This is a genomic window from Belliella pelovolcani, from assembly GCF_900156785.1.
Lineage (GTDB): Bacteria > Bacteroidota > Bacteroidia > Cytophagales > Cyclobacteriaceae > Belliella > Belliella pelovolcani.
On record NZ_FTOP01000003.1, the window covers coordinates 40687 to 63184 of the forward strand.

Genomic DNA, 22498 nt, shown 5'->3' on the forward strand with positions numbered 1-22498 from the left:
GCTGATGATTTGGTAAAAAAATATTCAAAAGCCATGATGAAAAAAGGGACTGTCGACCATTGGCAGTCCCTCTTTTTTGATTGTTATTGAATTAAACAAAAAATCCCGCTCAATCAGTTGAGCGGGATTTTTTATGTTAGTTTTTATAATTACTTCTTATACATCACTTGCTTTACTGCATCCAATGTACGAGCTACATTTGGAATCGTCGCATCTATGTATGTAGGAGCATAACTCAACGGTACATCCATAGAATTGACTCTGATCACAGGTGCGTCGAGATAGTCGAAGGCATTTCTTTGTAAGTGGTAAGCGATCTCAGAAGAGATGGCCGCTAGTGGATTGGCCTCTTCTACTACCACACATCTATTGGTCTTCTTCACAGATTCTACTACGGCTGCGTAATCGATAGGTCTAACAGTTCTCAAGTCTATTACTTCCGCCTCGATACCATCTTTGGCTAGTTCCTCAGCTGCTTCCAAGGCTACTTTCATCATTTTACCAAAGGATACGATGGTTACATCTTTTCCTTTTCTTTTGATATCAGCGACACCAATAGGCAAAAGGTATTCTCCTTCAGGAACTTCACCTTTGTCTGAATACATCAACTCCGACTCCATGAAGATCACAGGGTCATTGTCTCTGATAGAGGCCTTAAGCAAACCTTTGGCATCATAAGGATTGGAAGGAACTACTACTTTCAAACCAGGTGTATTGGCAAACCAATTCTCAAAGTTAGAAGAGTGCGTAGCACCTAGTTGTCCAGCATTTCCTGTAGGACCTCGGAATACAATAGGTACATTGTATGCACCACCTGACATCGCCAGCATTTTCGCTGCAGAATTGATCACTTGATCAATTGCTACTAGAGAAAAGTTGAAAGTCATAAACTCGATGATAGGTCTGAGTCCGTTCATTGCTGCACCTACGCCTAAGCCCGCAAATCCAAGTTCGGCAATCGGAGTGTCATATACTCTATCAGGACCAAACTCGTCTAACATGCCTTGGGAAACTTTGTAAGCTCCATTATATTCTGCCACTTCTTCTCCCATGAGGAACACGTTTTTGTCGCGTCTCATTTCTTCAGTCATGGCCTCTCTTAATGCTTCTCTGAATTGTATAACTCTCATTTCTTCTTCAAAATTTTCGTGCGTAAAAATAGAAAGTAATCGGGCAATTCCAAAACGGTATTTGGAAGAACAGGATTTATTTTAACAATGATTTTAAAGTTTTAAAGCCATATTTGACCTTATTCTGGTTTGACCAGTTTCATTCCTGATTCCATCCAGTTATTGAGCCCACCTTCCAGCATATACACTTTTTTGAATCCCATTTCTTTCATCTTTTCTGTAGCGGGGATGGTTCGCTTTGCTGACCGGCAATAGACGTAATAAGTTTTCTTTTTGTCAAGTTTGGCTAATTCCTCTTCAAAAGATTCGTCGAGAAAGTTGATGAAATCAGCGCCTTCTATGTGACCCTCAGCTACTTCTTCTGGGGTGCGAATATCTAAGATGATATTTTTCTTCTTTTTATTAGCCTCTTTCTTGAACTGTTCCGGTGCTAACTTAGGTGCTCCGTTTTGTGCAAAAACATTGGATGAAGATATGACCAATAGGCCTATGGATACGATGATGATCAATAGGTAATTGTTTTTAATTAGACTATTCATGATTAGAATTTTTGATTCAGAATTGATTTCAACTCAATCAAAGCTATTAAATTTAACTTTTATAAAAAATATTTGAACTTGAAGAAAATAGGATTGATTTCGGATTCCCATAGCTATATAGACGAGGGAGTATTGGAGCATTTGAAGGGAGTAGATGAAATATGGCATGCTGGAGATATAGGTGATCTAGGTGTCATTGATGCTTTACCTACTGATAAACAGCATAGAATAGTAACTGGAAACATCGATGATGAAGATGCAAGGAGATTATATCCAGAAGAGCTTTGGTTTGAGGTAGAGGGGCTAAATGTCGGCATTCTTCATATTGGAGGTAAACCTCCGAGATATGCTAAGGGAGTAAAAGTTAAAATTAAGGAAAATAATGCAGGTTTATTTGTCTGCGGCCATTCTCATATTTGCAAGGTGGAGTATGATCAGCAGCTTAACTGTCTCTATATGAATCCAGGTGCGATTGGTAGACATGGCTTTCATGTGATCAGAACCATGCTTTTGTTCGAAATATCAGCTGGTAAGCTTCAAAATCTCAGAGTAGTAGAGCTTGGAAAAAGGGCAAAATAAAAAGGGCAGCGATTTGATCGTTGCCCCTTCTATTTCTTAAAGAAAAGAAATAAGTGTCTCAATTAGAAGTTTTTCTTCAATTCTTCGATATCCACGTTCTTGATTACCGGCTTGGCACTCAATTGTTTGATTTTGATAACTCTTGTATTCTGAGCTTGTCTTTTTCTTCTTAGTTTTCTTTTTAATGTAGTAACAGCCATCGTATTATCTGTTTATGTGATTCCAAATGAAGCGCAAAATTAGCATAAAATTTTGAAACGATCCCGAAAGTTTAAGAATATTTTTTGATTTAGTAGATCTGCTTATTCCTCAGTTTGTTTAGGGATTTCTAAATTAAAAAGTGAATGTGATTATTTATGGCAATAGTTGAATTGAAATTCTTTTCTTCCCGTCGATCTGTTAACTTTGCGCAAAATTTAATATTAAGCTATGGCAATTCAAAAACCTACTTTACCTAAAGGCACACGTGATTTTGGTCCTCTTCAAATGGCAAGGAGGAATTATATTTTTGACATCATCAAGGATACTTTTAAGCTTTTTGGATATCAGCAGCTAGAGACTCCTTCCATGGAGAATCTCAGTACTTTAACAGGTAAATATGGTGATGAAGGTGATCAATTGCTTTTCAAAATTCTCAATAGTGGAGATTATTTGAAAGATGTAGCTCCTTCAGATATAGAAGCTGGAGCAGCTGCGACATTAGCTAAGGTGTCAGAAAAAGGCTTAAGATATGACCTGACAGTACCTTTTGCAAGGTATGTGGTCATGAATAGAAATGAGATCACTTATCCATTTAAGCGTTTTCAGATTCAGCCTGTATGGAGAGCCGATAGACCGCAGAGAGGAAGGTACAGGGAGTTTTATCAATGTGATGCTGATGTAGTAGGCACCGATAGTCTTGTTTGCGAATTGGAGATTTTGCTGATGATCAAGCGAGTTTTTGCTTCGCTTGGATTGAAAGATTACGCGATCAAGTTGAATAATAGAAAAATCTTGACAGGGCTTGCTGAAGTAATTGGAGCAGCAGGGCGAGAAGGGGAACTTTGTGTGGCAATTGACAAACTAGATAAGATTGGATGGGCTAAAGTGCAGGAAGAATTACAGCAGCGGTCTTTTAAGCAGGAAGCTATTGGAAAACTCAGCCCAATTATAGATTTGCTTGGGTCCAATCGAGAGAAGCTAGATTTTCTAGAGTCCTTTTTGAAAGACTCTGAAATTGGCCTCAAAGGTATTGTAGAACTCAGAGAAGTTTTGGAACTTTTGAATCAGTATGGCGAGTCAGAGGACTTTGTGGATTTTGATGTAGTTTTGGCGAGAGGATTGTCATATTATACAGGGGCGATTTTCGAGGTGAAAGTCAACCATGTTTCTATTGGTTCCGTGAGTGGTGGTGGTAGATACGATAATTTGACAGGTGTATTTGGCTTAGAAGGTGTATCAGGTGTAGGTTTTTCATTTGGTGTAGATAGAATCTATGATGTACTTGAAGAGCTCAATCTTTTCCCAACGGAGCAATTGGAAGGCACTCAGGTGCTAATCACCTACTTTGAAGAAGAAGGGAGAAATTATGGCTTACAGGTTTTGAATAAACTGAGGACAGCAGGAATTGCTTCCGAGCTTTATCCCGATGTAGTTAAGATCAAAAAGCAGTTTACTTATGCGGATAAAAAGCAAATACCTTTTGTAATGGTTTTGGGCTCAGATGAAATCAATGCTAAGCAGGTAAGCTTGAAAAATTTGATTTCAGGGCAGCAAGAATCAATGGATTTAAGTGATGCGATAAAAATGATTCAAGGCCAATAAAAAGATATGATCACTACAAAAAAAGCCCTTCAAGTTTTCAATCTTGAAGGGCTTTACTTTTCACTCAATCCTCAATCAACTTCTATCACAGCGCCGACTGGTATATGGATTCCACCTTTAAGAGTAATGAAATCTTGTCCAACGGCCCAAATGGTAGTATGAACTTTATAGGTTTTTTGATCTGCAGTTTCGAAAGTAATATGTACCTTACTTTGCAACAAATTACCCAATGCTTGCGCTCTAAAAAGGTCATTCCATCTCTTCTTGATATCATCAGTGTTTTCTAAAACTTCAGCTTTACTAAACTTCAAATTTTTGATATCCTCTTTCTCTATTTTTTCTATGGTTTTCATGGGTTCTTCGTACTTTAAAATTCGTGGTTTATAGAGATTATACATGAAAAATACTAAAAAAGTTTCGATCGCATCATTTATGTTTCATTAATATTTTTAAATCAATATATATTTTTATTTAATACGAATTTGTAAAACAATCTTCTGTGTTATCGGTGTGGTTCCTCTGTTTGAAAAATGTATATTTGCGAGTGTTATTCAACAAATAAAGGAATTAGAGTATGTTCGATTTCATGAATATAATGAATAAGGTGAAAGAAGCCCAAGCCAAAATCAAGGAAACCCAGGCTAGGTTGGTTCACTTAACTGCCACTGGAGAGTCTGGAGCAGGAATGGTCAAAGTAGTAGTCAATGGCCATAGGAAAGTTGTCTCAATTGAGATGGATGAATCTTTGATCAACCCCAATGACAAGGAAATGTTAGCAGACCTTACAGTGGCCGCTATGAATAAAGCAATGGAGGCTATTGAATTCAAAATCAAGGATGAGATGAAAGCAGCTACTGATGGTATGCTTCCAAATATTCCTGGGATGGATCTTGGCAACATGTTTTAATGCAGGAAGCAGCCATAGTCATATTGAACTATAATGGGAAGAAGATGCTCGAGCGTTTTCTTCCTTCTGTTTTATCAAATTCTATTTTTCCCATCATTGTGGCAGACAATGCCAGCACGGATGATTCTATTGAATTTTTGAAAAGCCATTATCCTCAGGTTCAACATTTACATTTAGCCGAGAATACAGGTTTTGCTGGGGGATATAACAAGGCACTTGGTCAGCTAAAAGGAGGCTATGAATATTATATTTTATTAAACTCTGATGTGGAGGTTACAAAAGGTTGGGATCGAGGATTAATTGAGTTCTTAAAACGAAACACTCAGGTTGCGTCAGTTCAACCAAAAATCACGTCAGCACAATTTGTGGGCTTATTCGATTATGCAGGAGCTGGGGGAGGTTTTTTAGATGAATTGGGATATCCTTATTGTCGGGGAAGGATTTTTGATTCAATCGAAAATGACCTGGGCCAGTATGACGATCATATTGAAGTAGATTGGTCATCCGGAGCTTGCATGGCGATTCGAGCAAGTGATTTTCATGATCATGGAGGTTTTGATGATCGTTTTTTTGCGCATATGGAAGAGATCGATCTTTGTTGGCGAATAAGGTCATCTGGGAGGAAAATATATTATCTGGGAAGTGTAGAGGTCCGGCATTTAGGGGGAGGGACTTTAGCTAGAAATAGCCCTAAGAAGACTATGCTCAACTTTAGAAATTCACTCTTAATGCTACATAAAAATTTACCAAAAAGTAGATTTCTTAAGGTTTATGCGACAAGGCTGATTTTAGATCTTTTGGCTATGCTTGTATTTGTAGGGAAAGGCAAGCTCGGAGATGCTAAAGCTATCCTAAAAGCGCACATAGGGTTTTTCAATTTAAAAAATATGTATAATAGATATTCAATGGCATCAAACTTGCCATCAGGATCGAATAAAAATATAAAGTCAATTCTTTGGCATTATTACGTCAAAGGGAAAAAGCAGTTTACCATGCTTTAGTCAAACCAAACGGGGTTGTTCATCTTTCTGAGGTATTTCCTGATTTTCATCATCATGGCCATACTGACATAAATGATGACTGGAGATCCTAGAGTGATAAAGGAGCTATATATGAAAAATAGCCTTATGCTATCAATTGGAAAATGCAGCTTTTCTCCTAATCTGGAGCAAACTCCAAAAGCACGGTCTTCAAAAAAGAGTTTAAGTTTATTCATATTAGATTTTGCTTTAAGTAATTTGAAATCAATATAATAAATATTAACAATAAATTGAATAATCTATTTTAATGCCAATATGTTCAGATTTATAAGAAATATTTTCTCACTGCTATTTGCCACCTTCCTATTTTGGAATTGCACACCAAAGCTAAGCAAATTTGATAACTTATTAGAAGGTATGACAGCAAAGCCTGAGGCTTTGACCATGCACAGAGACTCAGTTCGGTTTAAGTTGGATGGAGCCATTCCTTTACAATACCTCAGAAGCGATGTGAAAATCCTACTTTATCCTGAGTATAGCTATGGAGAGGGAGCTCTTCGACTTGCAGAAATCGTAGCATTTGATGGTGCCTATACCAAGGTCATCAATCAGGCGAAAGTAGAAGCAGATTTTGTTTTTCCGTATCTGCCGGGTATGGAATCAGGCGAATTGCTGCTCAAAGGCTTGGTGATCCAAAATGGAAAAACTAGAAATATTGCTGCGAAAAAGATCGCTGATGGGTTATATACTACACCGCTGCTAGCAAGAACAGGACAAGTGACTCCAGATGAGCCGATACCACCAATTGGGGTTTACATGAAAACTGATTTCTCTGAACTTCAAAGGGAAGTAAGCAAAGATTATACAGTATCTTTTCCTTTAGCAAGCAATGCCTTGAGAGAAAATACACTTACAACTACAGATGGGAAGCCTATCCCGAGCTTTATTGAGTCAGGCACTGTGTTGAAAAAAATCACGGTTACGGGTATTCATTCATTCGAAAGCCAAGAAATAAACAGTACAGAACTTGCCCAAAGAAGGGCAGAAGTGGTAAGGCAGAAAATCAGAAGTATGTTGAATAACCCAAACATTCCAGTAGTCGCGGCATCGAGACAAAAAGACTGGTTTGATTTTAGGGTGCTTTTGGGCGAATATGATGGAATTACTACCCCACAAAAAGAAGCCTATTATGATATAATTTTAAGCGATAAAGCTTTTGAAACACAGTTGAGAGAAATACAAAGACTCCCTACTTATGCCAAAGTTTCAAGAGATTTATTTCCAAAACTAAGGCAAGCTAAAATACAAGCAGTATATGAAAATACAGGTTTTTCAGATCCCGAAGTGGCTGCTAATGTTTATAAACTGCTGCAAGAAGGTAAAGCGATCAATGAACTGAGCAAGGAACAGTTGATCTATGCAGGAGAAGTGTCACCAAGACTTCAAGAAAAAGAAAGGATCTATGCTAAGCTGGTTGAACTTTATAATTCTGAGTTGGCTCAGAATAATTTAGGAGTGGTTTACTTGAATATGGCACAGCGTGAGTTGAACCTGAGAGAAAAAAACCAGCTGATTACAAGAGCCATCAGTCATTTTAGGCAAGCCAACAGGATGAATCCTACTTCCTATGCTTTTCATAATTTGGGGCAAGCTTATTTACTTCGAGGGGATTATTTTGAGGCCTATGTGGCTATTTCTGAGGCGTCTTCTCTGGAGAGAGATGAAACCAATGAATTTCTAAGATTCAATGAAGGACTCCGCGGAGCAATTGATATCATCAATGGAGATTACAAATTAGCTACAATTCGACTCAATAGAGCGCCAGAGACAGAAGCTAACTTATTCAATAAAGGCCTTGCATACTTTCTGGCGGAGGATTATAAAAATGCATTGGAGTCATTTGAGGAGTCTGTTCAGTTCAATAGGGAATATGGTTATGGTTTTTATGGACTTGCTATGGTCGCTACCATTACAGATGATAAGCAGGCTTTGTTCGAAAACCTAGCAAAAGCTGTTGAACGAAGCGAGTATCTCAGAGAGCGTGCTATGACAGATCTAATGTTCAAAAAATACAGAGGTGACCAAGCATTTTTGGAAGCACTCAAATAGAAAAGTAATAGAAGCTACTCAATTTGGGTAGCTTTTTTTTGAAAGTTATTCAGTCCAACTTGTTTTCTTTTTAATTTGTAAACTTGCTAGCCATACAAATTGCTAAAACTCATCAAATATGTCTAATCGAAGATCATTTCTAAAAAAGACTGTGATTGGATCCTCTGTGATCATTCCATCTTTAATTCATTCTGCTTGCCAATCCGATATCAGGGAGATTGGCGAAAATTACAAGCCCTTGATTCTTTCTACTTGGGAGCATGGAATGGCTGCCAATGATAAAGCCTGGGATATTCTGACTAAGACAGGGGATATTGTAGAAGCAGTTGAGCAGGGTGTGAAAGTGACAGAATTGGATTTGAAAAACCTTTCGGTGGGGCTTCAAGGTTTGCCTGATAGAGAAGGAATAGCAACTTTGGATGCATCCATTATGAAAGGTGATGGATCATGTGGTTCTGTGGCGTTTGTTAGGCAAGTGAAGCATCCTATTTCCTTGGCAAGGAAAGTAATGGAAGAGACACCTCATGTGATGCTTGCTGGGGAAGGGGCGAGGCAGTTTGCCTTGGCTCAAGGATTTCCGATGGAAGAGGAAACCCTTAGCCCAAGAGCAGAAGAGCTCTTTCAAGAGTGGAAAAAAACTTCTGAGTATAAACCAATAATCAATATTGAAAACCACGACACCATTGGGATGATTGCTTTGGGAGCTGATGGGAAATTGGCAGGATCGTGTACTACCTCAGGATTGGCTTACAAAATGCACGGCAGAGTTGGCGATAGTCCAATTATAGGAGCAGGTCTTTTTGTGGATGATGAAGTAGGAGCCGCCACAGCCACAGGTTTGGGTGAGTCTATCATCAGGATTTGTGGGAGCTTTTTGATTGTGGAGCTGATGCGTCAAGGCCATAGTCCGCAAGAAGCCTGTGAAGAGGCAGTCAGAAGATTGATTTCCAAAAATAAAGACATTGATAATATTCAAGCTGGTTTTATAGCCATCAACAAAGACGGAGAGTATGGTGCATACGCGGTAAGACCTGGTTTTAATTTCGCTAGGCATCATTTCGAAAGTCAGGAATTGGTAGATGCTAAAAGTAAATTTTGATGAAGAAGTTGATATTAGAAGCTCCTGTTTTCACTATAGAAGCTGCCCTGAAAGCTGCCGAAGTTGGTGTTGACCGGTTAGAACTATGTGCTGATTTTGGATCAGGAGGGACTACGCCAAGTGCAGGAACGCTAGCAATGCTCAAAGAGCAAATCGATATCCCCATTTTTGTCATGATCAGACCTAGAGGGGGAGATTTTTTGTACAGTGATCAAGAGATTTCAGCCATGATCAAAGATATAGAGCTATTGTCTTCATTGGGTGCTGATGGGTTTGTTTTTGGGGCATTGACTTCTAAAGGAGAAATCGATAAAGTAACTTGCAAGAGGCTATTGGAGGTAGCTGGAGACAAGTCATGTACGTTTCACCGGGCATTCGATATGTGTGTATCCCAAGAGAGCGCTCTGCTGGATTTGATTACTTTAGGGTTTGAAAGGATCTTGACTTCTGGGGGAGGAAATGATGTGACAATAGGTCAAGATCAAATTTTGAAACTGTTGGATTTGGCTAAAACTCAAATTAGCATCATGCCAGGGGGAGGCTTGAAACCAGAGCATGTAGCACGATTTCTAAATACTGGCTTTCTTCAAGAGATACATGCAAGTTGCAAGACTACCAGAGCTAGTCAATGTATCTTTAGACCCACTAGTGTGAATCTATCGAGCGATCCAGCTAGTTTTTATCAGCATTTGACTATTGATAAAGAATTGGTAAGCGCATTTAAAGCAACATTGGTGTAGAATAATTTTGTATTATAGATTTTATGGAAAATAAAAACCTGAATAATATCCTGTTGACCAGTTATAAATTTTTATAATTACCAAATTATCTCTATTTTGTAGATTCACTTAAATCTAAAATAGCCATGGTAAAGAGTTTTCAAGGAGTAAGGGCAGCAGAGCCAAAGAAAATGGCAGCCCCAATTATGGTAGAGGATCATATGTCCACCAATTTAGTCACTTTTTATCCAGAGGATACCATTGATCATGTCTTGGATTTATTGACAAAAAGGAAAATTTCTGGAGCCCCAGTGGTGGATCATCAAGGAAAATTGGTTGGTATTATTTCCGAGGTTGATTGCCTGAAAGAAATCATCAAAGGCAAATACTCCAACACACCTTCATTTCCTGGAACAGTAGCAGAGCATATGTCTTCAGATGTGATTACAATGCGCCCAGATTTATCACTTTTCGACGCAGCTCAACAATTTTTGGAGATGAAAATCAGGCGATTTCCTGTGATGAAGGATGGTAAGCTAATCGGCCAAATTAGTTTGTCAGATTTGATCAGAGCATTTCCTAAGCTAAAAGAGACCACTTGGTGAGCGTTCAACCCAGCAGTTAATCAAAAAAGAGAGACAGGTTATCCCTATCTCTCTTTTTTGATTTTAGGCACTTCCTTTTTTGACTTTGAGTGAAGTTCCTTCCGTGCTGATGACAATGATAGGTTCTCCCTTGTCAATAAACTCACCGCGGGAATAAGCATCATATACTTCATCATCTATCACTACTTTTCCGCTAGGCATCAGTCGTGTATGGGCAATACCTGATTTGCCAAGTAAAGAATCTTGGTAGTTGGAAGAGGTATAGCCGTCGGTTCTTTTCTGAGTAGTGGCTAGAGAAATTGCGCTGAAAGCTTTCCATTCATTGACCTTTGGTGCAAAGAAGAAAATCAAGCCGATTGCTACTATGGCAGCCAAAACGACCGTGAGTAAGGCTACAAATAAATCTCCAGAAGGTACAAATGTGAAATCGAAAGCATCATTAGGAACCATCCCTAATGTCAGTCCTGTCAATATGCCTATGATACCTAGTATCCCAAAGATCCCAAATCCAGGGATGACAAATAATTCTACTGCGAGCAATAGAACTCCAGCTATGAATACAGCAATCTCCCAATTAGATGCCAAACCCGTTAGATAATAGGGTATGAAATAGAGCACTACAGCAACCAGTGATGCGGCTAAAGGAAACCCAACACCCGGCGTTTGGATTTCGAAGTAGATTCCAGCAAAAATTACCAAAATCAGGAATCCACTTACCGCAGGATTCAAAAAGAAAGCAATTACTTTTTCTACCCCTGATACAGTATAGGTTATAATTTCAAAGTCAGTGACTCCTTGTTTTTCAATTACTTCTTCTAAAGAGTTGACTTGGCCTTCGCTGAACCCATTGGCTATAGCTTCTGACACAGAAAATGTAATCACGCTGCCCTTTTCACTTACTCCTTCCACTTCGAGGTTTTGATCTACCATAGCTTCGGCGATTTTGGGATCTCTTCCTTTAGCTTCTGCAGTACTTCGCATCATTGATCGCATATAGGATTGATATTTGTCAGGGGCAGCATCTCCACCACCTCCCATGACCACAGTAGCTGCTCCAATACTTGCGCCAGGAGCCATGTAGATACTATCGCAGGCAATAGATATTAGCGCACCAGCAGATGCTGCATCCTTATTGATCCAAACATGAATAGGAACCTTAGTCTCTAGGATCATCGTACGGATGTCATCTGCGTCATTGACGGCACCGCCATAGGTGTCCATTTCAATGATGATCATATCCGCTTCTTTGGCTTTTGCTTCTTCCAAAGCCAGCCTAACTTTGCGATTCATTCTGGGGTCGATATCATCTTTGATTTCAAAAGTGAATACCTTTTTTTTCTCAATTTGTGTGCTATCTTCTTGAGCAAATCCAGTCATTGCAGAGCTGATAATTACACATAGGAAAAGCAAAAAGAATTTTTTCATAAACTAGACTATTTGACTTTCAATATACCAATAAAATTAAGACCCCTGGCGCTTTTTTTGATTATCTACATTAAATTAAGTCTCTAAATTTCACTCCTGAATCACCTTCAGTTCTAATCTGAATTCCTTTAATCGTCAGTATGGAACGATTTATGGAAGTCCTCGTATCAATACTTGTAATTGAAGAAATTAATAAGAAATTTGTACGAGTGAATCTATCAATAAACAACATGAAGAGAATTACCCTAATCGCCTTATTTGTAATATTTGGTCTACAGTCGCATGCAGAAGGACTGACTCGTCTGGATTCTGTAGGAATTGAGAAGATTGGTGGAAAAACTTTTATCATTCACCAAGTAGAACAGCAAGAGACTTTATTTGGGATATCAAGAAGGTATTCGGCATCGGTCAATGATATAGTTCAAGCCAATGAGGTACTCAAGGATGGATTGAAAATGGGACAAAGGATAAGAATTCCCTATATAGAGCCAGCTGCTTTGCCAACAGGATCGCTTGTTCATAATGTTGCTCAAGGAGAAACGCTTTTTGCAATTTCAAAAAAATATGGTGTCAGCGTAGGTGATATCATGTCTTGGAATGATCTCAAAGGCAATGACCTAAGCTTAGGTCAAGCATTGGTTATTCAAGGCGTGGCTGCTAAGGAAGAACCAAAAATAGTAGCAGAGGCTAAAGTAGAGGTTCCAGCTGTAGCTCAGGCAAATAAAGCAAGAGCTGAAGAAAGAAAATCTGAAGCCTTAGCCAAGGCTGAGGAAAAGAAAGTTGAAGCTAAGACAAAAACAGAAGAATTAAGACCAAGAGAAGTGCCAGTAAGAGAGGAAAATAGACCTAGAACCGCAGATTCTAATGCTGCAAATAGTGAGTTGAGTTTTCCTGGTGAGTGGATCACGCATACGGTAGAGCAAGGCGAGACACTTTTTGCAGTAGCTAAGCGATATGATTCTAAAGTAGAAGACTTGATTACATGGAATGGTTTGTCTTCAAATAATCTCTCTGTAGGTCAAAAACTTAAAGTGGGTCGTGGACCTTCTGGACCATCTACAGTGCCTGTTGTCAGCTCTACAGTGCCAGTTATAGTCAATAATGAAAGGTCAGAAGCTACTTTGACGACGACCAAAACAGAAGATACTTCTTATAAGAATATCAAAGAAACAGGCTTGGCTGAAGTCATCGATGGTACAGGTAATCATAAAAAATACTTGGTTCTTCACAGAGACGCTCCTGTAGGAACAATCATGCGAGTGAGAAATGAAGAGAATGACATCACGATTTTCGCAAGGGTTGTAGGTAAGCTACCCAATACTGGTGACAATAGCAGGCTAGTTGTTAAGGTTTCCAAAGCAGCCTTCGATCAGTTGAGGGCTGTCAATTCAAGGTTCCCAGTAGAAGTTTCATATTGATGTTTTACCATATTTGAAATTATAAAAGCAGGGCGGGAAGATGTCCTGCTTTTTTTATGACTTTGTTTCATTTTGGTATTCTTGGTATAAGGAAGTACTTTTGTACCTGTTCTTATGAATAAATTACAAGTAATATTGCATCATGCATTTCGATACGTTTGGAATGCACTTTTCATCATCAGTTACCCCATATTGGCAACTTTTGGCCTATTATTTATTGGTGTGACATATACTTTTTCTGCACTTTCTAGATTGTTGGCAAGCTTAGGGCCTAAGCAAGAAACCAAAGCTTTTCATAAATCAGACTGGGAAATTCTTCCCAATACCAATGAATTGATTGAAGCCAAATTGCACAAACAAATCATGTTTGGGCCATCTTGCTATCAGTTGAGGAGAAAAGATGGAGTGCCTTCTGTACTTCAAGATCATTATTTTGGAGGGAAAGTTAGGTTTCTGGACGAAGGGATTTTATTAGAAAAATGGAATGCGACTGACTCCAAATTGTTGCCTGATTTTGATATTTGCCTATATCTACCAGATGAAGATAGTTTGACATCGCTTACGAATATCAAATGCTACGATTGGCATGTTTCCCAAATTGAAGAAAAATCACTTTCCTTCAAATGGTTTGATGGGACGCAGGGAGGAGAAGTGACAATTGCACGCTAATATGGACTTGAAGGGCTTTTTGGATGCAAAGGTTGAGGAATACAATCAGCCTGATTTCATTACTTTGGATCCTATCTCTATTCCTCATAAGTTTTCCAAAAAGCAGGACATTGAGATCTCTGGCTTTATAGCGGCTGTATTAGCTTGGGGACAGCGCAAGACTATCATCAACAAATGCTTGGAGCTATTTGCTATGATGGACAATTCACCACATGACTTCATGCTACACCACACTGAAAACGACCTCAAGCCATTTTTAAATTTCAAGCATCGTACTTTCAATGACATTGATACGCTTTACTTTATCGAATTTTTCACTTGGTATTATAGAAATCATGAAAGTTTGGAATTGGCCTTTTTACAGGGCTTTTCTGAGGATGTTGATGTTATGGAAAAGTTGCTCTCCAATTTTCATGATTTTTTCTTCCAGCTTCCCGAGGCTCCTCAGCGAACAAGAAAGCATATCGCTACACCAAAAAGAAAAGCTGCCTGCAAGCGCATCAATATGTTTCTCAGATGGATGGTGCGACATGATGACAAGGGCGTAGATTTTGGAATTTGGAAAACAATACAACCTAGCCAATTGATCTGTCCCTGTGACTTGCATGTAGATCGGGTGGGGAGGAAGCTTGGGTTGATCACCAGAAAACAAACCGACTGGATCACAGCCATAGAACTTACTGAGAAGCTCCGCGACTTTGATCCAGTCGATCCTGTCAAATATGATTTTGCTTTATTTGGCTTGGGTGTAGAGGAAAAATTCTAGATTATTTTATCAAAATCAGCTCTTTCTGCGGCTCGATCAGATACCATGCACCATCAGCAGTGACTACAGCTGTCTCTTCTACTGACATGGTTTTGGTACCACCTCCAGGTAGATTCCAAGCATGGAAGCCATCAAAGGCAAATAACATCCCTTCTTTGAGTGGTTTGACAGCAGCAGGTCTGCTAGCAGGATTTTCAAGCAAACCACCCCCTAAGTTAGGACCGATATCATGTGCTACATAGCCCACAGGGTGACCTGTACTCCACATGACATACTCAGAGCCACGCTCTGCCATCCAGTCACGCTGCGCTTTGTCCACTTGGTAGCCGAGTACACCCGGCTTCATGGCTGCCAGTGCAATTCTATTCCCACCAATTGAAGAGTCAAAGTAGAATTGTACAGAGTCAGGGGCTTGTGTTTCTCCTTCTCTAAGCACATAGGCAAACCGCTGTATGTCTGATACCCACATATCAAAGACACGAATTCCAAAGTCAATCTGGATGACATCTCCAGGCATAATGACCTTATCAGTGGCATGCGAATGACCACGGTCAGGACCTGAATTGACATTTGGATTTTGATCAGGCGACCATGCATCAGTGACGCCATACTGTTCCATTTTCTTTTTGAGAAATTTCGCAATATCAGCATCGGTACTTTTACCTGGGATGATTTGGGCATAGGCTTCATATTGCCAGTCAGAAGTTAGCTGAGCAGCTTGAGTCATAATTTCTACTTCTGTGGGAAGTTTGATAGCCAAGAATTCATACACTAACTCGTTGGAAGAGATCAATTTTGATGCTTCCCTTCCGAGGGCTTTTTCGAAGGCGATCCTTTGCGTATAACTTATACCATCTGCCAGTTCATTTTCATTAGAACTATTGATAGCGATATTCTTGAAATTTTGAGATTTTATAAACTCCGCTGCTTGGCTGATAGCAGAAGCTCCTCGTTCTACTGGAATGACTTCATCATGGATTTTGAGATCTGCCAAGGCTGTAGCTTCACCTATGGGAGAAAAAACAGTGGATTTGATTCCGTTTCCAGATCTGTGAAAAAGAAAGACGGCTGTTCCTCCAGCATTTTCTCCACCTACATGATGGGCAATGGGGTCATTGTTGTTTTCCCGACAGATCACAGCCCAAGCATCCACATCAGCAGCTTCCATGGCTTGAGGAAGGAGTTTCTGTAGTCTTTCTTTTCTGATTTCTGGCCAAGGGCTAGGTCCTGCAAAAGGGTTTTCGAATTCTTCAGTTTCTGGAGTGGAAGGCTGGCAAGCAGCAGCCATTGAAATAATAATCAATGCAAAAAGCATGGATTTTAATACAGGGAACAACTGTTTCATTTATCTTAGGGGTTAGTCCATAATTCAAATTCCTTTTTGGGAATTGATCATCAATACAAATTCAAATGAAATTAAGCATTATAATGTCGAAAATAAAAATCCTTTTTGTAGTAGCGGTAAGCTGTCTTTTGATTTCTTGTCAGCAGGAAGAATTGGTGATGCTGTATTTCAATGGAGAAATTATCACCATGTCTGCTGATGAACAAGTGGTAGAGGCGATGGCTGTTCAAGATGGGTTGATTGTAGGCCTTGGAAATCTTGAGTCCCTGAGCGCTCAATTCCCCAAGGCGATTCGAATTGATCTTGGAGGCAAAACAGTCATTCCTGGCATAGTTGATTCCCATGTTCATGCACATGAATTTGGCCAGCAGACACTTAAGGCTAATCTTGAAGGAACTACTACTGAAGAGGAAATGGTATCCCGCTTGCAAGCTTTTTTCCCTAATCCAATGAAGGGAGAATGGCTATTAGGCTTTGGTTGGGATGAAGGAGAGTGGGCCAGTAAAGGTTACCCAGACCGTGCTGCTTTAGATATAGCTTTCCCTGATAATCCTGTTAAGCTACAAGCTTTACATGGCTTTGCTGGTTTTTATAATGGTAAAGCGCTCGAGATAGCAGGGATTGATAGCAATACACCTGAACCAGAGGTCGGAGCAATCATCAGAAGGGAAAATGGAGAGCCAACTGGAGTTTTAGAGACCTCTGCTCAGCAACTTGTGAATCGATTTGTGCCAGAAGAAACTGTGGAAGAAGCCAAGCGTGCTATTATTTCAGGTTTGGAAACTTTAAAATCAAAGGGTATTACTGCTATTCATGAAGCTGGGATGACAAAGTTGTCTTTGCAAGCCTACCTAGAATTGGATGCTGCAGATCTACTTCCAATTAGAGTTTATGGGATGCTGAATGGTAATGATGATCAAATGATGGAAGAGTGGTTTGCAAAAGGACCCAAAATGGATTTAGATCGGAAATTTTTGGTAAAAGGAATTAAAGTATTTTACGATGGTTCTTTGGGATCAAGAACAGCGTTGCTCTTTGGGCCATATTCAGACAATCCCAAAGCTGCGAGAATGACTGAGAGAATCAGTATTTCCAAGATCAAAGAATTGGCTACCAAAGCAGCTGATAAGGATTTTCAGTTGGCTATTCATGCGATAGGAGACCTAGGAAATGACAGAATCTTAGATGTGTATGAAGAGGCTATCAAAAATAAACCTTTTGATCATCGCTGGAGGTTGGAGCATGCACAAGTAGTATACGAAAACTTCTATGTACGAGCATCAGAGCTAGGTGTGTGGGTGAGTATGCAGAGTAGTCATGCTGTAGGTGATCGCAATTGGGCTGAGGACAGATTGGGACCAAATAGAATAAAGCATGCCTATGCATGGAGAAATATGCTGGATAATCAAGTGCCATTTATTCTTAATTCGGATATGCCAGGTGAACCTTGGGAGCCGATGCAAACCCTTTATTTTGGTGTTACGAGGATGGACTTACAAGGGAACCCAACTTCAGCTTGGTATGCAGAACAAGCTTTGACAGTAGAGGAAGCATTAAGAGCCATGACTATTGATGGGGCTAAGTCCGCTTTTATGGAAAAAATGACAGGATCTCTAGAAGTAGGGAAATTTGCTGATTTTGTGATTCTTTCAGAGAATCCTTTAGAAGTAGCACCACATAAAATTAAGGACATTCAAGTTGAAAGAGTGGTTATTCAGGGGAAATAAATTTGCTAGCATTGACTTCAAGAAAAATTATTTAAATTCGAATTCGAAAAAACATAAACACATGAAAAAATCAAACGCTTGGATGATGGCCATTTTGATGGCTGGAACGATGACTTTCTACGGTTGTGGCGCTGAGAAAAATACAGAGGAGGAAGCATCTTCTGAAATGATGGAAGAACTAGCTCCAGTACAGGAGAGAGCGAGTCCATTGAGAACTGTGCAAGGTACAGTGGGAGATAATGTAACCCTTGACCTGCAGTATGGGGCCCCTTCTGTCAAAGGCAGAGTGATTTGGGGGGACTTGGTCCCTTACAATGAAGTTTGGAGAACCGGTGCCAATGAAGCTACTTGGGTAGAGTTTGCCACTGATATCACAGTAGAAGGATCAGTACTGCCTGCTGGTAAATACTCTTTATTTACTATTCCTAGAGCATCAGGAAAATGGACTGTGATTTTCAATTCTGAATGGGATTTGGAGCATGGGCATTTCCAATACAAAGAAGAGAATGATGTCTTGAGAGTAGAATCAACTCCAACTTTTGTAGAAGAAAGCCAAGAGCAATTGTCTATCTCCATAGAATCACCAGGTATCGTGGTGAAGTGGGAGAAATTGGTATTGCCAATTGTAATTGGATAAAGGGAAGTGGTTACTGGTTGATTGAGATATTAGTTGAACAGTAAACTTCATTAAATAAGATAAAAGGGAAGAACATCTGATGCTCTTCCCTTTTTGTTTAGTAGACCTGACAGGCTTTCAAAACCTCTCAGGTCTTTTCTTATTACAGATTATCTTGACTTTTCCAATGCACGCTCTACATCTTTGATGATGTCTTCTTGGTGTTCGAGGCCTACAGAAAGTCTGATAAGTCCATCGCTGATCCCTACTTTTGCACGCTCCTCTTCAGATAGTTTGCTATGGGTAGTCGATGCTGGGTGGGTGATGATGCTTCGGCTATCTCCAAGATTGGCAGTCACTGAGATCATCTGCAATTGATCGATGAATCTCTGTGCTCTGGCTATACCTCCTTTGAGTGTAAGTGTGATGATTCCACCCCCTAGCTTCATCTGTTTCTTGGCGAGGTCATACTGGGGATGTGACTTCAAGAATGGATACTTCACAAAATCCAAGTCAGCGCTATCTTGGAAGTATTCAGCTACTGCCAAGGCATTGGCGCAATGTCTGTCCATCCTTACAGCAAGTGTTTCCATACTTTTTGCTAGAATCCAAGCATTGAAAGGAGAGATAGAAGGACCAGTATGTCTGCTAAAGAATTGTACTTCTTGAATCAATTCTTTTTTTCCAAGAATCAAACCACCCAATACTCTTCCTTGCCCATCAATGAATTTGGTCGCTGAGTGAGTCACAATGTGCGCTCCCCATTTGGCTGGTTGCTGAAGGTATGGTGTAGCGAAGCAATTGTCCACTACAAGGATCAAATTATGTGCTGCTGCAAACTGTCCTGCCCATTCCAAATCAATGATTTCCAAACCTGGGTTCGAAGGGGTTTCGATGAAAAGCATTTTGGTGTTGGCCTGTATCAATTTATCCCAGTTTTTGTAATCTGAGATATCGCCATAAGTGGAGATGATGCCCCATTTTGGGAAAACTCGAGTCAATAATTGATGTGTAGAACCAAATAAGGATCGAGATGCCAAAATATGATCCCCCTGCTGTAGAAGTGCAGCCATGCTTCCAAACATCGCTGCCATTCCAGAAGCTGTGGCTATGCCGTCTTCAGTACCTTCAGCAGCACAGACCTTCTCTATCAACTCGGTGGAGTTTGGGTTGGCATAGCGGGAGTAGATGTTGCCGGGAATTTCTTCTGCAAACATGGCTCTGGCCTCCTCTGCTGAGTCGAAGGTGAAACTTGAAGTTAGGTATAGCGGCGCAGAGTGCTCTCTTTGGTTAGATTTAGATGCGTTGAGACGTATGGCATCAGTTTCGAAATGGGACATAATGAATTAGTTAACTATCGATTAGTTATTAGAGATTGAGGATTTTGGGGGTTTGATATATCTTGGATAAGGTTGATATACAATGAGTATCTGGTCGAAATATAGTTGAAATACTGTTTTTGAAAATGGGAATACAGTAGATAGTCATTTACACTTTTATCCATGTAAATCAACTTAAAAGAATAAAGATACTGCCTAGAAATATGCATAATGTCTAATTTATAGTTCCCACATTGGGCAGGTTTTGGCACCTTTCAGCTGGGATGTGATGGTTGCCAGAGGGTCACGGAGCCTGTTCTCTCACCTCTTCTTTATAAATCAGTAAACTGAAGTGCTACAAAGTAAAGACCTAATTCTCGAAATTCAAAAAATAGACCTCTCAGATTTCTTTCTAATTTAAGATTTAAGAAGGTAGATTTTAGATTTGAGGGATCAACCCCTGTTATTGCAGATGGATTATTTTTAAATCTAAAATCTAAGATCTAAAATCATTCATTAAACTGCGACATCGTCATATTGATACCGATAGTCCCGAAAGATATGATCATCTCAATGGCTTTATCCATAAATATGGGTAGCTCGTCTATTTCTTGTTGGGTCCATCTTCCGAGGACATATTCTACCTGCCTCCCTTTAGGGAAGTCATCTCCAATGCCAAACTTAAGTCTAGGATAATCTTGCCCTCCCGTTAATTCCTCTATATTCTTCAAGCCATTGTGACCAGCAGCGGAGCCTTTTCCACGCATGCGCAATTTTCCGAAGGGTAAAGCCACATCATCTACTACCACCAAGATATTTTCCTTGGAGATATTGAGTTCTTTCATCCAATAGTTGACTGCTTTGCCACTGAGGTTCATGAAAGTAGTCGGTTTGATCAGGTGAAATGTTCGTCCTTTGAATTTGAAATTAGTGGTAAATGCCAGTCTGCCACTTTTCCAAGAAACGCCATGCTTATCGGCCAGTCTGTCCAAAGTAAGAAAGCCTACATTGTGTCGTGTCAATTCATATTCTGGCCCTATGTTGCCCAATCCTACTATTAAATACTTCATCTATGATAAACTTAAATCTATTCTTAAGCCTGATAGCTCTGATAATGTGAGCACAAAAATAAAAAATCCTGCTCGCGAACAAGCAGGATTTTACAATATTCAAGAAAGCCGTGATTATTCAGCTTTTTTACCTCTAAGTGCTCTTGGAATACCGATCGTAGCGATAGATACATTAGGGCTAGTTAAGATTTCGAAACCTTCTACAGAAAGCTCACCTACTTTAACTGATTTACCAAGATCAAGATGAGAAATATCAACAGGGATTCTGTCAGGAAGATTAGCAGCTAGTCCTTTTACTTTCAAAGTTCTTGCTTTCATTTCTAATTTACCCCCTTTGATGATACCTGGAGAAGTACCCATGATTTCAACTGGGATATCCATTTTGATCTCTTTGTTTTCAGTATAAGCCAAGAAGTCAGCGTGAAGCAATACCTCAGATACTGGATGGAATTGCGCTTCTCTCAAGATCGCTTTTACCTTAGTACCTTCGATGTTCAAGTCTACCATGTGAACATCAGGAGTATAGATCAAGTCTCTGAAAAGGATAGCTGGAGAGTAGAAATGAATCTGCTCTTTGATACCTGGACCGTAAACTACACAAGGAACGTTGCCTTCTTCTCTGATTTCTTTCAGTGCAGCTCCGTCGAGATTTGCTCTTTTAAACCCTATAATCTCTAAAGATTTCATAAATTTTAAATTGAATTGTTTATAAATAATTAAGTGTAATGCTTAAATAAACAGTGCTGAAATTGAAGTATTTCCTGTCACTGCGTGTATTGCTTTAGCAAAAAGATCAGCAACAGAGATGACTCTGATTTTGTCTGATTTTTGCTTTACTGGAATAGTATCAGTGATGACCAATTCCTGCAATACTGAATTTTCAATATTTTCATAAGCTTTTCCTGAAAGTACACCATGTGTTGCGATGGCTCTGACAGATTTGGCTCCCTTATCCATGATGATTTGAGCAGCTTTGCAAAGTGTGCCAGCAGTATCTACCAAGTCATCTACCAACACCACATCTTTTCCTTCTACATCACCTATCACTTGCATTGAAGCCACTTCATTGGCTCTTTTTCTGTGCTTATCACAGACGACCATTTCTACTTCGAAGTGCTTGGCATACGACCTTGCTCTTGCTACGCCACCCACATCAGGTGCTGCAAAAATAAGGTTGCTGGTGTCTAGCCTTTCCAAATAGGGCACAAAGATAGCTGAACCATTCAAATGATCCAAAGGTATGTCAAAAAATCCCTGAATTTGTCCCGCATGCAAGTCACAAGTCATGATCCTATCAGCGCCAGCAGAGGTCAAGATATTAGCCACAAGCTTGGCCGCTATCGAAACTCTTGGTCTATCTTTCCTATCTTGTCTTGCATAGCCGTAGTAAGGAATTACTGCACATACTTTGTAAGCAGATGCTCTTTTTGCAGCATCGATCATCAGGCATAGCTCGAGCAAATTATCCGCAGAAGGGTTGGTAGATTGAATCAAAAATACTGTACATCCTCTTACTGATTCGTTGAAGCTGGGTGACATTTCGCCATCGCTGAACTTGGACATGGTGAGATCGCCAAGTTTTTTGCCATAATGTTTGGCGATTTTTTCGGCTAATTGATTGCTGTTGGTTCCGGAGAAGAGTTTGACCTCAGTCATTTTTTTGTGAAGGGTTT

At 39.7% G+C, this 22498-nt stretch carries 24 protein-coding genes and 1 riboswitch; of the genes, 13 read left to right on the forward strand and 11 right to left on the reverse strand.

What is annotated here, in order from left to right; genetic code table 11:
• Positions 1–149 precede the first annotated feature (149 nt).
• Both BW935_RS04200 and BW935_RS04205 read right to left on the reverse strand, forming a co-directional pair.
• The gene (locus BW935_RS04200; protein WP_076498882.1) at positions 150–1130 is read right to left on the reverse strand and encodes a pyruvate dehydrogenase complex E1 component subunit beta; all 981 of its coding nucleotides are present in this window, start codon (positions 1128–1130) and stop codon (positions 150–152) included.
• Positions 1131–1249: 119 nt separating this feature from the next.
• The gene (locus BW935_RS04205) at positions 1250–1669 is read right to left on the reverse strand and encodes a rhodanese-like domain-containing protein (protein ID WP_076498884.1); all 420 of its coding nucleotides are present in this window, start codon (positions 1667–1669) and stop codon (positions 1250–1252) included.
• A gap of 78 nt (positions 1670–1747) precedes the next feature.
• Here BW935_RS04205 and BW935_RS04210 point away from each other — a divergent pair, with 78 nt between their 5' ends.
• Entirely contained in the window at positions 1748–2248 is a 501-nt protein-coding gene (locus tag BW935_RS04210) for a metallophosphoesterase family protein (RefSeq protein WP_076499433.1), read from the forward strand.
• 62 nt (positions 2249–2310) lie between these two features.
• Here BW935_RS04210 and BW935_RS18305 read toward each other — a convergent pair whose 3' ends face one another.
• Entirely contained in the window at positions 2311–2448 is a 138-nt protein-coding gene (locus tag BW935_RS18305) for a hypothetical protein (protein ID WP_170932408.1), read from the reverse strand.
• A gap of 229 nt (positions 2449–2677) precedes the next feature.
• Between BW935_RS18305 and hisS the strand changes: the two genes are divergently transcribed.
• Positions 2678–4051, forward strand: coding sequence for a histidine--tRNA ligase (gene hisS / locus BW935_RS04215; RefSeq protein WP_076498885.1), 1374 nt, complete (start codon positions 2678–2680; stop codon positions 4049–4051).
• A 71-nt stretch (positions 4052–4122) separates the two neighbouring features.
• Here the strand turns inward: hisS and BW935_RS04220 are convergent, their stop codons facing one another.
• The gene (locus BW935_RS04220) at positions 4123–4404 is read right to left on the reverse strand and encodes a hypothetical protein (RefSeq protein WP_076498887.1); all 282 of its coding nucleotides are present in this window, start codon (positions 4402–4404) and stop codon (positions 4123–4125) included.
• Between the two features lie 221 nt (positions 4405–4625).
• Here BW935_RS04220 and BW935_RS04225 point away from each other — a divergent pair, with 221 nt between their 5' ends.
• On the forward strand, positions 4626–4958 hold the full coding sequence (locus BW935_RS04225) for a YbaB/EbfC family nucleoid-associated protein (RefSeq protein ID WP_076498888.1): 333 nt from the start codon (positions 4626–4628) through the stop codon (positions 4956–4958).
• Positions 4958–5959 (forward strand): glycosyltransferase family 2 protein, encoded by a 1002-nt coding sequence (locus BW935_RS04230; RefSeq protein ID WP_076498890.1) that lies wholly within the window; start codon positions 4958–4960, stop codon positions 5957–5959. Before BW935_RS04225 ends, BW935_RS04230 begins: the two co-directional genes overlap by 1 nt.
• Here BW935_RS04230 and BW935_RS04235 read toward each other — a convergent pair.
• A complete protein-coding gene (locus tag BW935_RS04235) occupies positions 5956–6174 on the reverse strand; it encodes a PspC family transcriptional regulator (RefSeq protein WP_076498892.1) in 219 nt (72 codons plus the stop codon). The two genes, BW935_RS04230 and BW935_RS04235, sit on opposite strands and share 4 nt — an antisense overlap.
• 79 nt (positions 6175–6253) lie before the next feature.
• Between BW935_RS04235 and BW935_RS04240 the strand changes: the two genes are divergently transcribed.
• The 4 genes from BW935_RS04240 (at position 6254) to BW935_RS04255 (ending at position 10470) form a co-directional block, all read left to right on the forward strand.
• A complete protein-coding gene (locus BW935_RS04240; protein ID WP_076498893.1) occupies positions 6254–8047 on the forward strand; it encodes a tetratricopeptide repeat protein in 1794 nt (597 codons plus the stop codon).
• A 118-nt stretch (positions 8048–8165) separates the two neighbouring features.
• Entirely contained in the window at positions 8166–9146 is a 981-nt protein-coding gene (locus tag BW935_RS04245) for an isoaspartyl peptidase/L-asparaginase family protein (RefSeq protein ID WP_076498895.1), read from the forward strand.
• Positions 9146–9886, forward strand: coding sequence for a copper homeostasis protein CutC (locus BW935_RS04250; RefSeq protein ID WP_076498896.1), 741 nt, complete (start codon positions 9146–9148; stop codon positions 9884–9886). Before BW935_RS04245 ends, BW935_RS04250 begins: the two co-directional genes overlap by 1 nt.
• 125 nt (positions 9887–10011) lie before the next feature.
• Positions 10012–10470: a CBS domain-containing protein gene (locus tag BW935_RS04255; RefSeq protein ID WP_076498898.1), complete on the forward strand. Its 459-nt coding sequence runs from the start codon at positions 10012–10014 to the stop codon at positions 10468–10470.
• A 63-nt stretch (positions 10471–10533) separates the two neighbouring features.
• Here BW935_RS04255 and BW935_RS04260 read toward each other — a convergent pair whose 3' ends face one another.
• Positions 10534–11895 carry an NfeD family protein gene (locus BW935_RS04260; protein WP_076498900.1) on the reverse strand — a complete coding sequence of 454 codons (1362 nt, stop codon included), beginning with the start codon at positions 11893–11895 and terminating at the stop codon, positions 10534–10536.
• A gap of 230 nt (positions 11896–12125) precedes the next feature.
• On the opposite strand from BW935_RS04260, the gene BW935_RS04265 reads away from it, so the two are divergent.
• The 3 genes from BW935_RS04265 to BW935_RS04275 all read left to right on the forward strand — a co-directional run bounded on the left by BW935_RS04265 (position 12126) and on the right by BW935_RS04275 (position 14748).
• On the forward strand, positions 12126–13313 hold the full coding sequence (locus tag BW935_RS04265) for a LysM peptidoglycan-binding domain-containing protein (RefSeq protein WP_076498901.1): 1188 nt from the start codon (positions 12126–12128) through the stop codon (positions 13311–13313).
• 114 nt (positions 13314–13427) lie between these two features.
• Entirely contained in the window at positions 13428–13982 is a 555-nt protein-coding gene (locus BW935_RS04270; RefSeq protein ID WP_076498903.1) for a hypothetical protein, read from the forward strand.
• Position 13983: 1 nt separating this feature from the next.
• Positions 13984–14748 (forward strand): TIGR02757 family protein, encoded by a 765-nt coding sequence (locus BW935_RS04275; protein WP_076498905.1) that lies wholly within the window; start codon positions 13984–13986, stop codon positions 14746–14748.
• A 1-nt stretch (position 14749) separates the two neighbouring features.
• Here BW935_RS04275 and BW935_RS04280 read toward each other — a convergent pair whose 3' ends face one another.
• A complete protein-coding gene (locus BW935_RS04280; RefSeq protein ID WP_076498906.1) occupies positions 14750–16093 on the reverse strand; it encodes a M24 family metallopeptidase in 1344 nt (447 codons plus the stop codon).
• 83 nt (positions 16094–16176) lie between these two features.
• Here BW935_RS04280 and BW935_RS04285 point away from each other — a divergent pair, with 83 nt between their 5' ends.
• Together BW935_RS04285 and BW935_RS04290 are read left to right on the forward strand one after the other, a co-directional pair.
• Positions 16177–17820 (forward strand): amidohydrolase, encoded by a 1644-nt coding sequence (locus BW935_RS04285; RefSeq protein WP_076498908.1) that lies wholly within the window; start codon positions 16177–16179, stop codon positions 17818–17820.
• A 61-nt stretch (positions 17821–17881) separates the two neighbouring features.
• Positions 17882–18457 (forward strand): DUF2911 domain-containing protein, encoded by a 576-nt coding sequence (locus BW935_RS04290; protein WP_076498910.1) that lies wholly within the window; start codon positions 17882–17884, stop codon positions 18455–18457.
• A gap of 149 nt (positions 18458–18606) precedes the next feature.
• Here BW935_RS04290 and BW935_RS04295 read toward each other — a convergent pair whose 3' ends face one another.
• The 4 genes from BW935_RS04295 to BW935_RS04310 form a co-directional block, all read right to left on the reverse strand.
• Entirely contained in the window at positions 18607–19776 is a 1170-nt protein-coding gene (locus BW935_RS04295) for a trans-sulfuration enzyme family protein (RefSeq protein WP_076498913.1), read from the reverse strand.
• A gap of 216 nt (positions 19777–19992) precedes the next feature.
• Positions 19993–20096: riboswitch (SAM riboswitch) on the reverse strand.
• Between the two features lie 168 nt (positions 20097–20264).
• Positions 20265–20825: an aminoacyl-tRNA hydrolase gene (pth, locus tag BW935_RS04300; RefSeq protein WP_076498915.1), complete on the reverse strand. Its 561-nt coding sequence runs from the start codon at positions 20823–20825 to the stop codon at positions 20265–20267.
• 114 nt (positions 20826–20939) lie between these two features.
• Positions 20940–21512, reverse strand: a complete 573-nt coding sequence (locus BW935_RS04305) for a 50S ribosomal protein L25/general stress protein Ctc (protein ID WP_076498916.1) — start codon at positions 21510–21512, stop codon at positions 20940–20942.
• 42 nt (positions 21513–21554) lie between these two features.
• The gene (locus BW935_RS04310; protein WP_076498918.1) at positions 21555–22481 is read right to left on the reverse strand and encodes a ribose-phosphate pyrophosphokinase; all 927 of its coding nucleotides are present in this window, start codon (positions 22479–22481) and stop codon (positions 21555–21557) included.
• Positions 22482–22498: the final 17 nt, after the last annotated feature.

What these genes read in the sequence shown, in the direction of transcription:
- BW935_RS04245 (WP_076498895.1), top strand. Translation starts at nt 8,166, where the DNA reads ATGTCTAATCGAAGATCATTTCTAAAAAAGACTGTGATTGGATCCTCT.
- BW935_RS04310 (WP_076498918.1), bottom strand. Translation starts at nt 22,481, where the DNA reads ATGACTGAGGTCAAACTCTTCTCCGGAACCAACAGCAATCAATTAGCC.
- BW935_RS04240 (WP_076498893.1), top strand. Translation starts at nt 6,254, where the DNA reads ATGTTCAGATTTATAAGAAATATTTTCTCACTGCTATTTGCCACCTTC.
- pth (WP_076498915.1), bottom strand. Translation starts at nt 20,825, where the DNA reads ATGAAGTATTTAATAGTAGGATTGGGCAACATAGGGCCAGAATATGAA.
- BW935_RS04285 (WP_076498908.1), top strand. Translation starts at nt 16,177, where the DNA reads ATGTCGAAAATAAAAATCCTTTTTGTAGTAGCGGTAAGCTGTCTTTTG.
- BW935_RS04220 (WP_076498887.1), bottom strand. Translation starts at nt 4,404, where the DNA reads ATGAAAACCATAGAAAAAATAGAGAAAGAGGATATCAAAAATTTGAAG.
- BW935_RS04280 (WP_076498906.1), bottom strand. Translation starts at nt 16,093, where the DNA reads ATGAAACAGTTGTTCCCTGTATTAAAATCCATGCTTTTTGCATTGATT.
- BW935_RS04305 (WP_076498916.1), bottom strand. Translation starts at nt 21,512, where the DNA reads ATGAAATCTTTAGAGATTATAGGGTTTAAAAGAGCAAATCTCGACGGA.
- BW935_RS18305 (WP_170932408.1), bottom strand. Translation starts at nt 2,448, where the DNA reads ATGGCTGTTACTACATTAAAAAGAAAACTAAGAAGAAAAAGACAAGCT.
- BW935_RS04200 (WP_076498882.1), bottom strand. Translation starts at nt 1,130, where the DNA reads ATGAGAGTTATACAATTCAGAGAAGCATTAAGAGAGGCCATGACTGAA.
- hisS (WP_076498885.1), top strand. Translation starts at nt 2,678, where the DNA reads ATGGCAATTCAAAAACCTACTTTACCTAAAGGCACACGTGATTTTGGT.
- BW935_RS04205 (WP_076498884.1), bottom strand. Translation starts at nt 1,669, where the DNA reads ATGAATAGTCTAATTAAAAACAATTACCTATTGATCATCATCGTATCC.
- BW935_RS04290 (WP_076498910.1), top strand. Translation starts at nt 17,882, where the DNA reads ATGAAAAAATCAAACGCTTGGATGATGGCCATTTTGATGGCTGGAACG.
- BW935_RS04275 (WP_076498905.1), top strand. Translation starts at nt 13,984, where the DNA reads ATGGACTTGAAGGGCTTTTTGGATGCAAAGGTTGAGGAATACAATCAG.
- BW935_RS04295 (WP_076498913.1), bottom strand. Translation starts at nt 19,776, where the DNA reads ATGTCCCATTTCGAAACTGATGCCATACGTCTCAACGCATCTAAATCT.
- BW935_RS04260 (WP_076498900.1), bottom strand. Translation starts at nt 11,895, where the DNA reads ATGAAAAAATTCTTTTTGCTTTTCCTATGTGTAATTATCAGCTCTGCA.
- BW935_RS04250 (WP_076498896.1), top strand. Translation starts at nt 9,146, where the DNA reads ATGAAGAAGTTGATATTAGAAGCTCCTGTTTTCACTATAGAAGCTGCC.
- BW935_RS04225 (WP_076498888.1), top strand. Translation starts at nt 4,626, where the DNA reads ATGTTCGATTTCATGAATATAATGAATAAGGTGAAAGAAGCCCAAGCC.
- BW935_RS04270 (WP_076498903.1), top strand. Translation starts at nt 13,428, where the DNA reads ATGAATAAATTACAAGTAATATTGCATCATGCATTTCGATACGTTTGG.
- BW935_RS04230 (WP_076498890.1), top strand. Translation starts at nt 4,958, where the DNA reads ATGCAGGAAGCAGCCATAGTCATATTGAACTATAATGGGAAGAAGATG.
- BW935_RS04255 (WP_076498898.1), top strand. Translation starts at nt 10,012, where the DNA reads ATGGTAAAGAGTTTTCAAGGAGTAAGGGCAGCAGAGCCAAAGAAAATG.
- BW935_RS04265 (WP_076498901.1), top strand. Translation starts at nt 12,126, where the DNA reads ATGAAGAGAATTACCCTAATCGCCTTATTTGTAATATTTGGTCTACAG.
- BW935_RS04235 (WP_076498892.1), bottom strand. Translation starts at nt 6,174, where the DNA reads ATGAATAAACTTAAACTCTTTTTTGAAGACCGTGCTTTTGGAGTTTGC.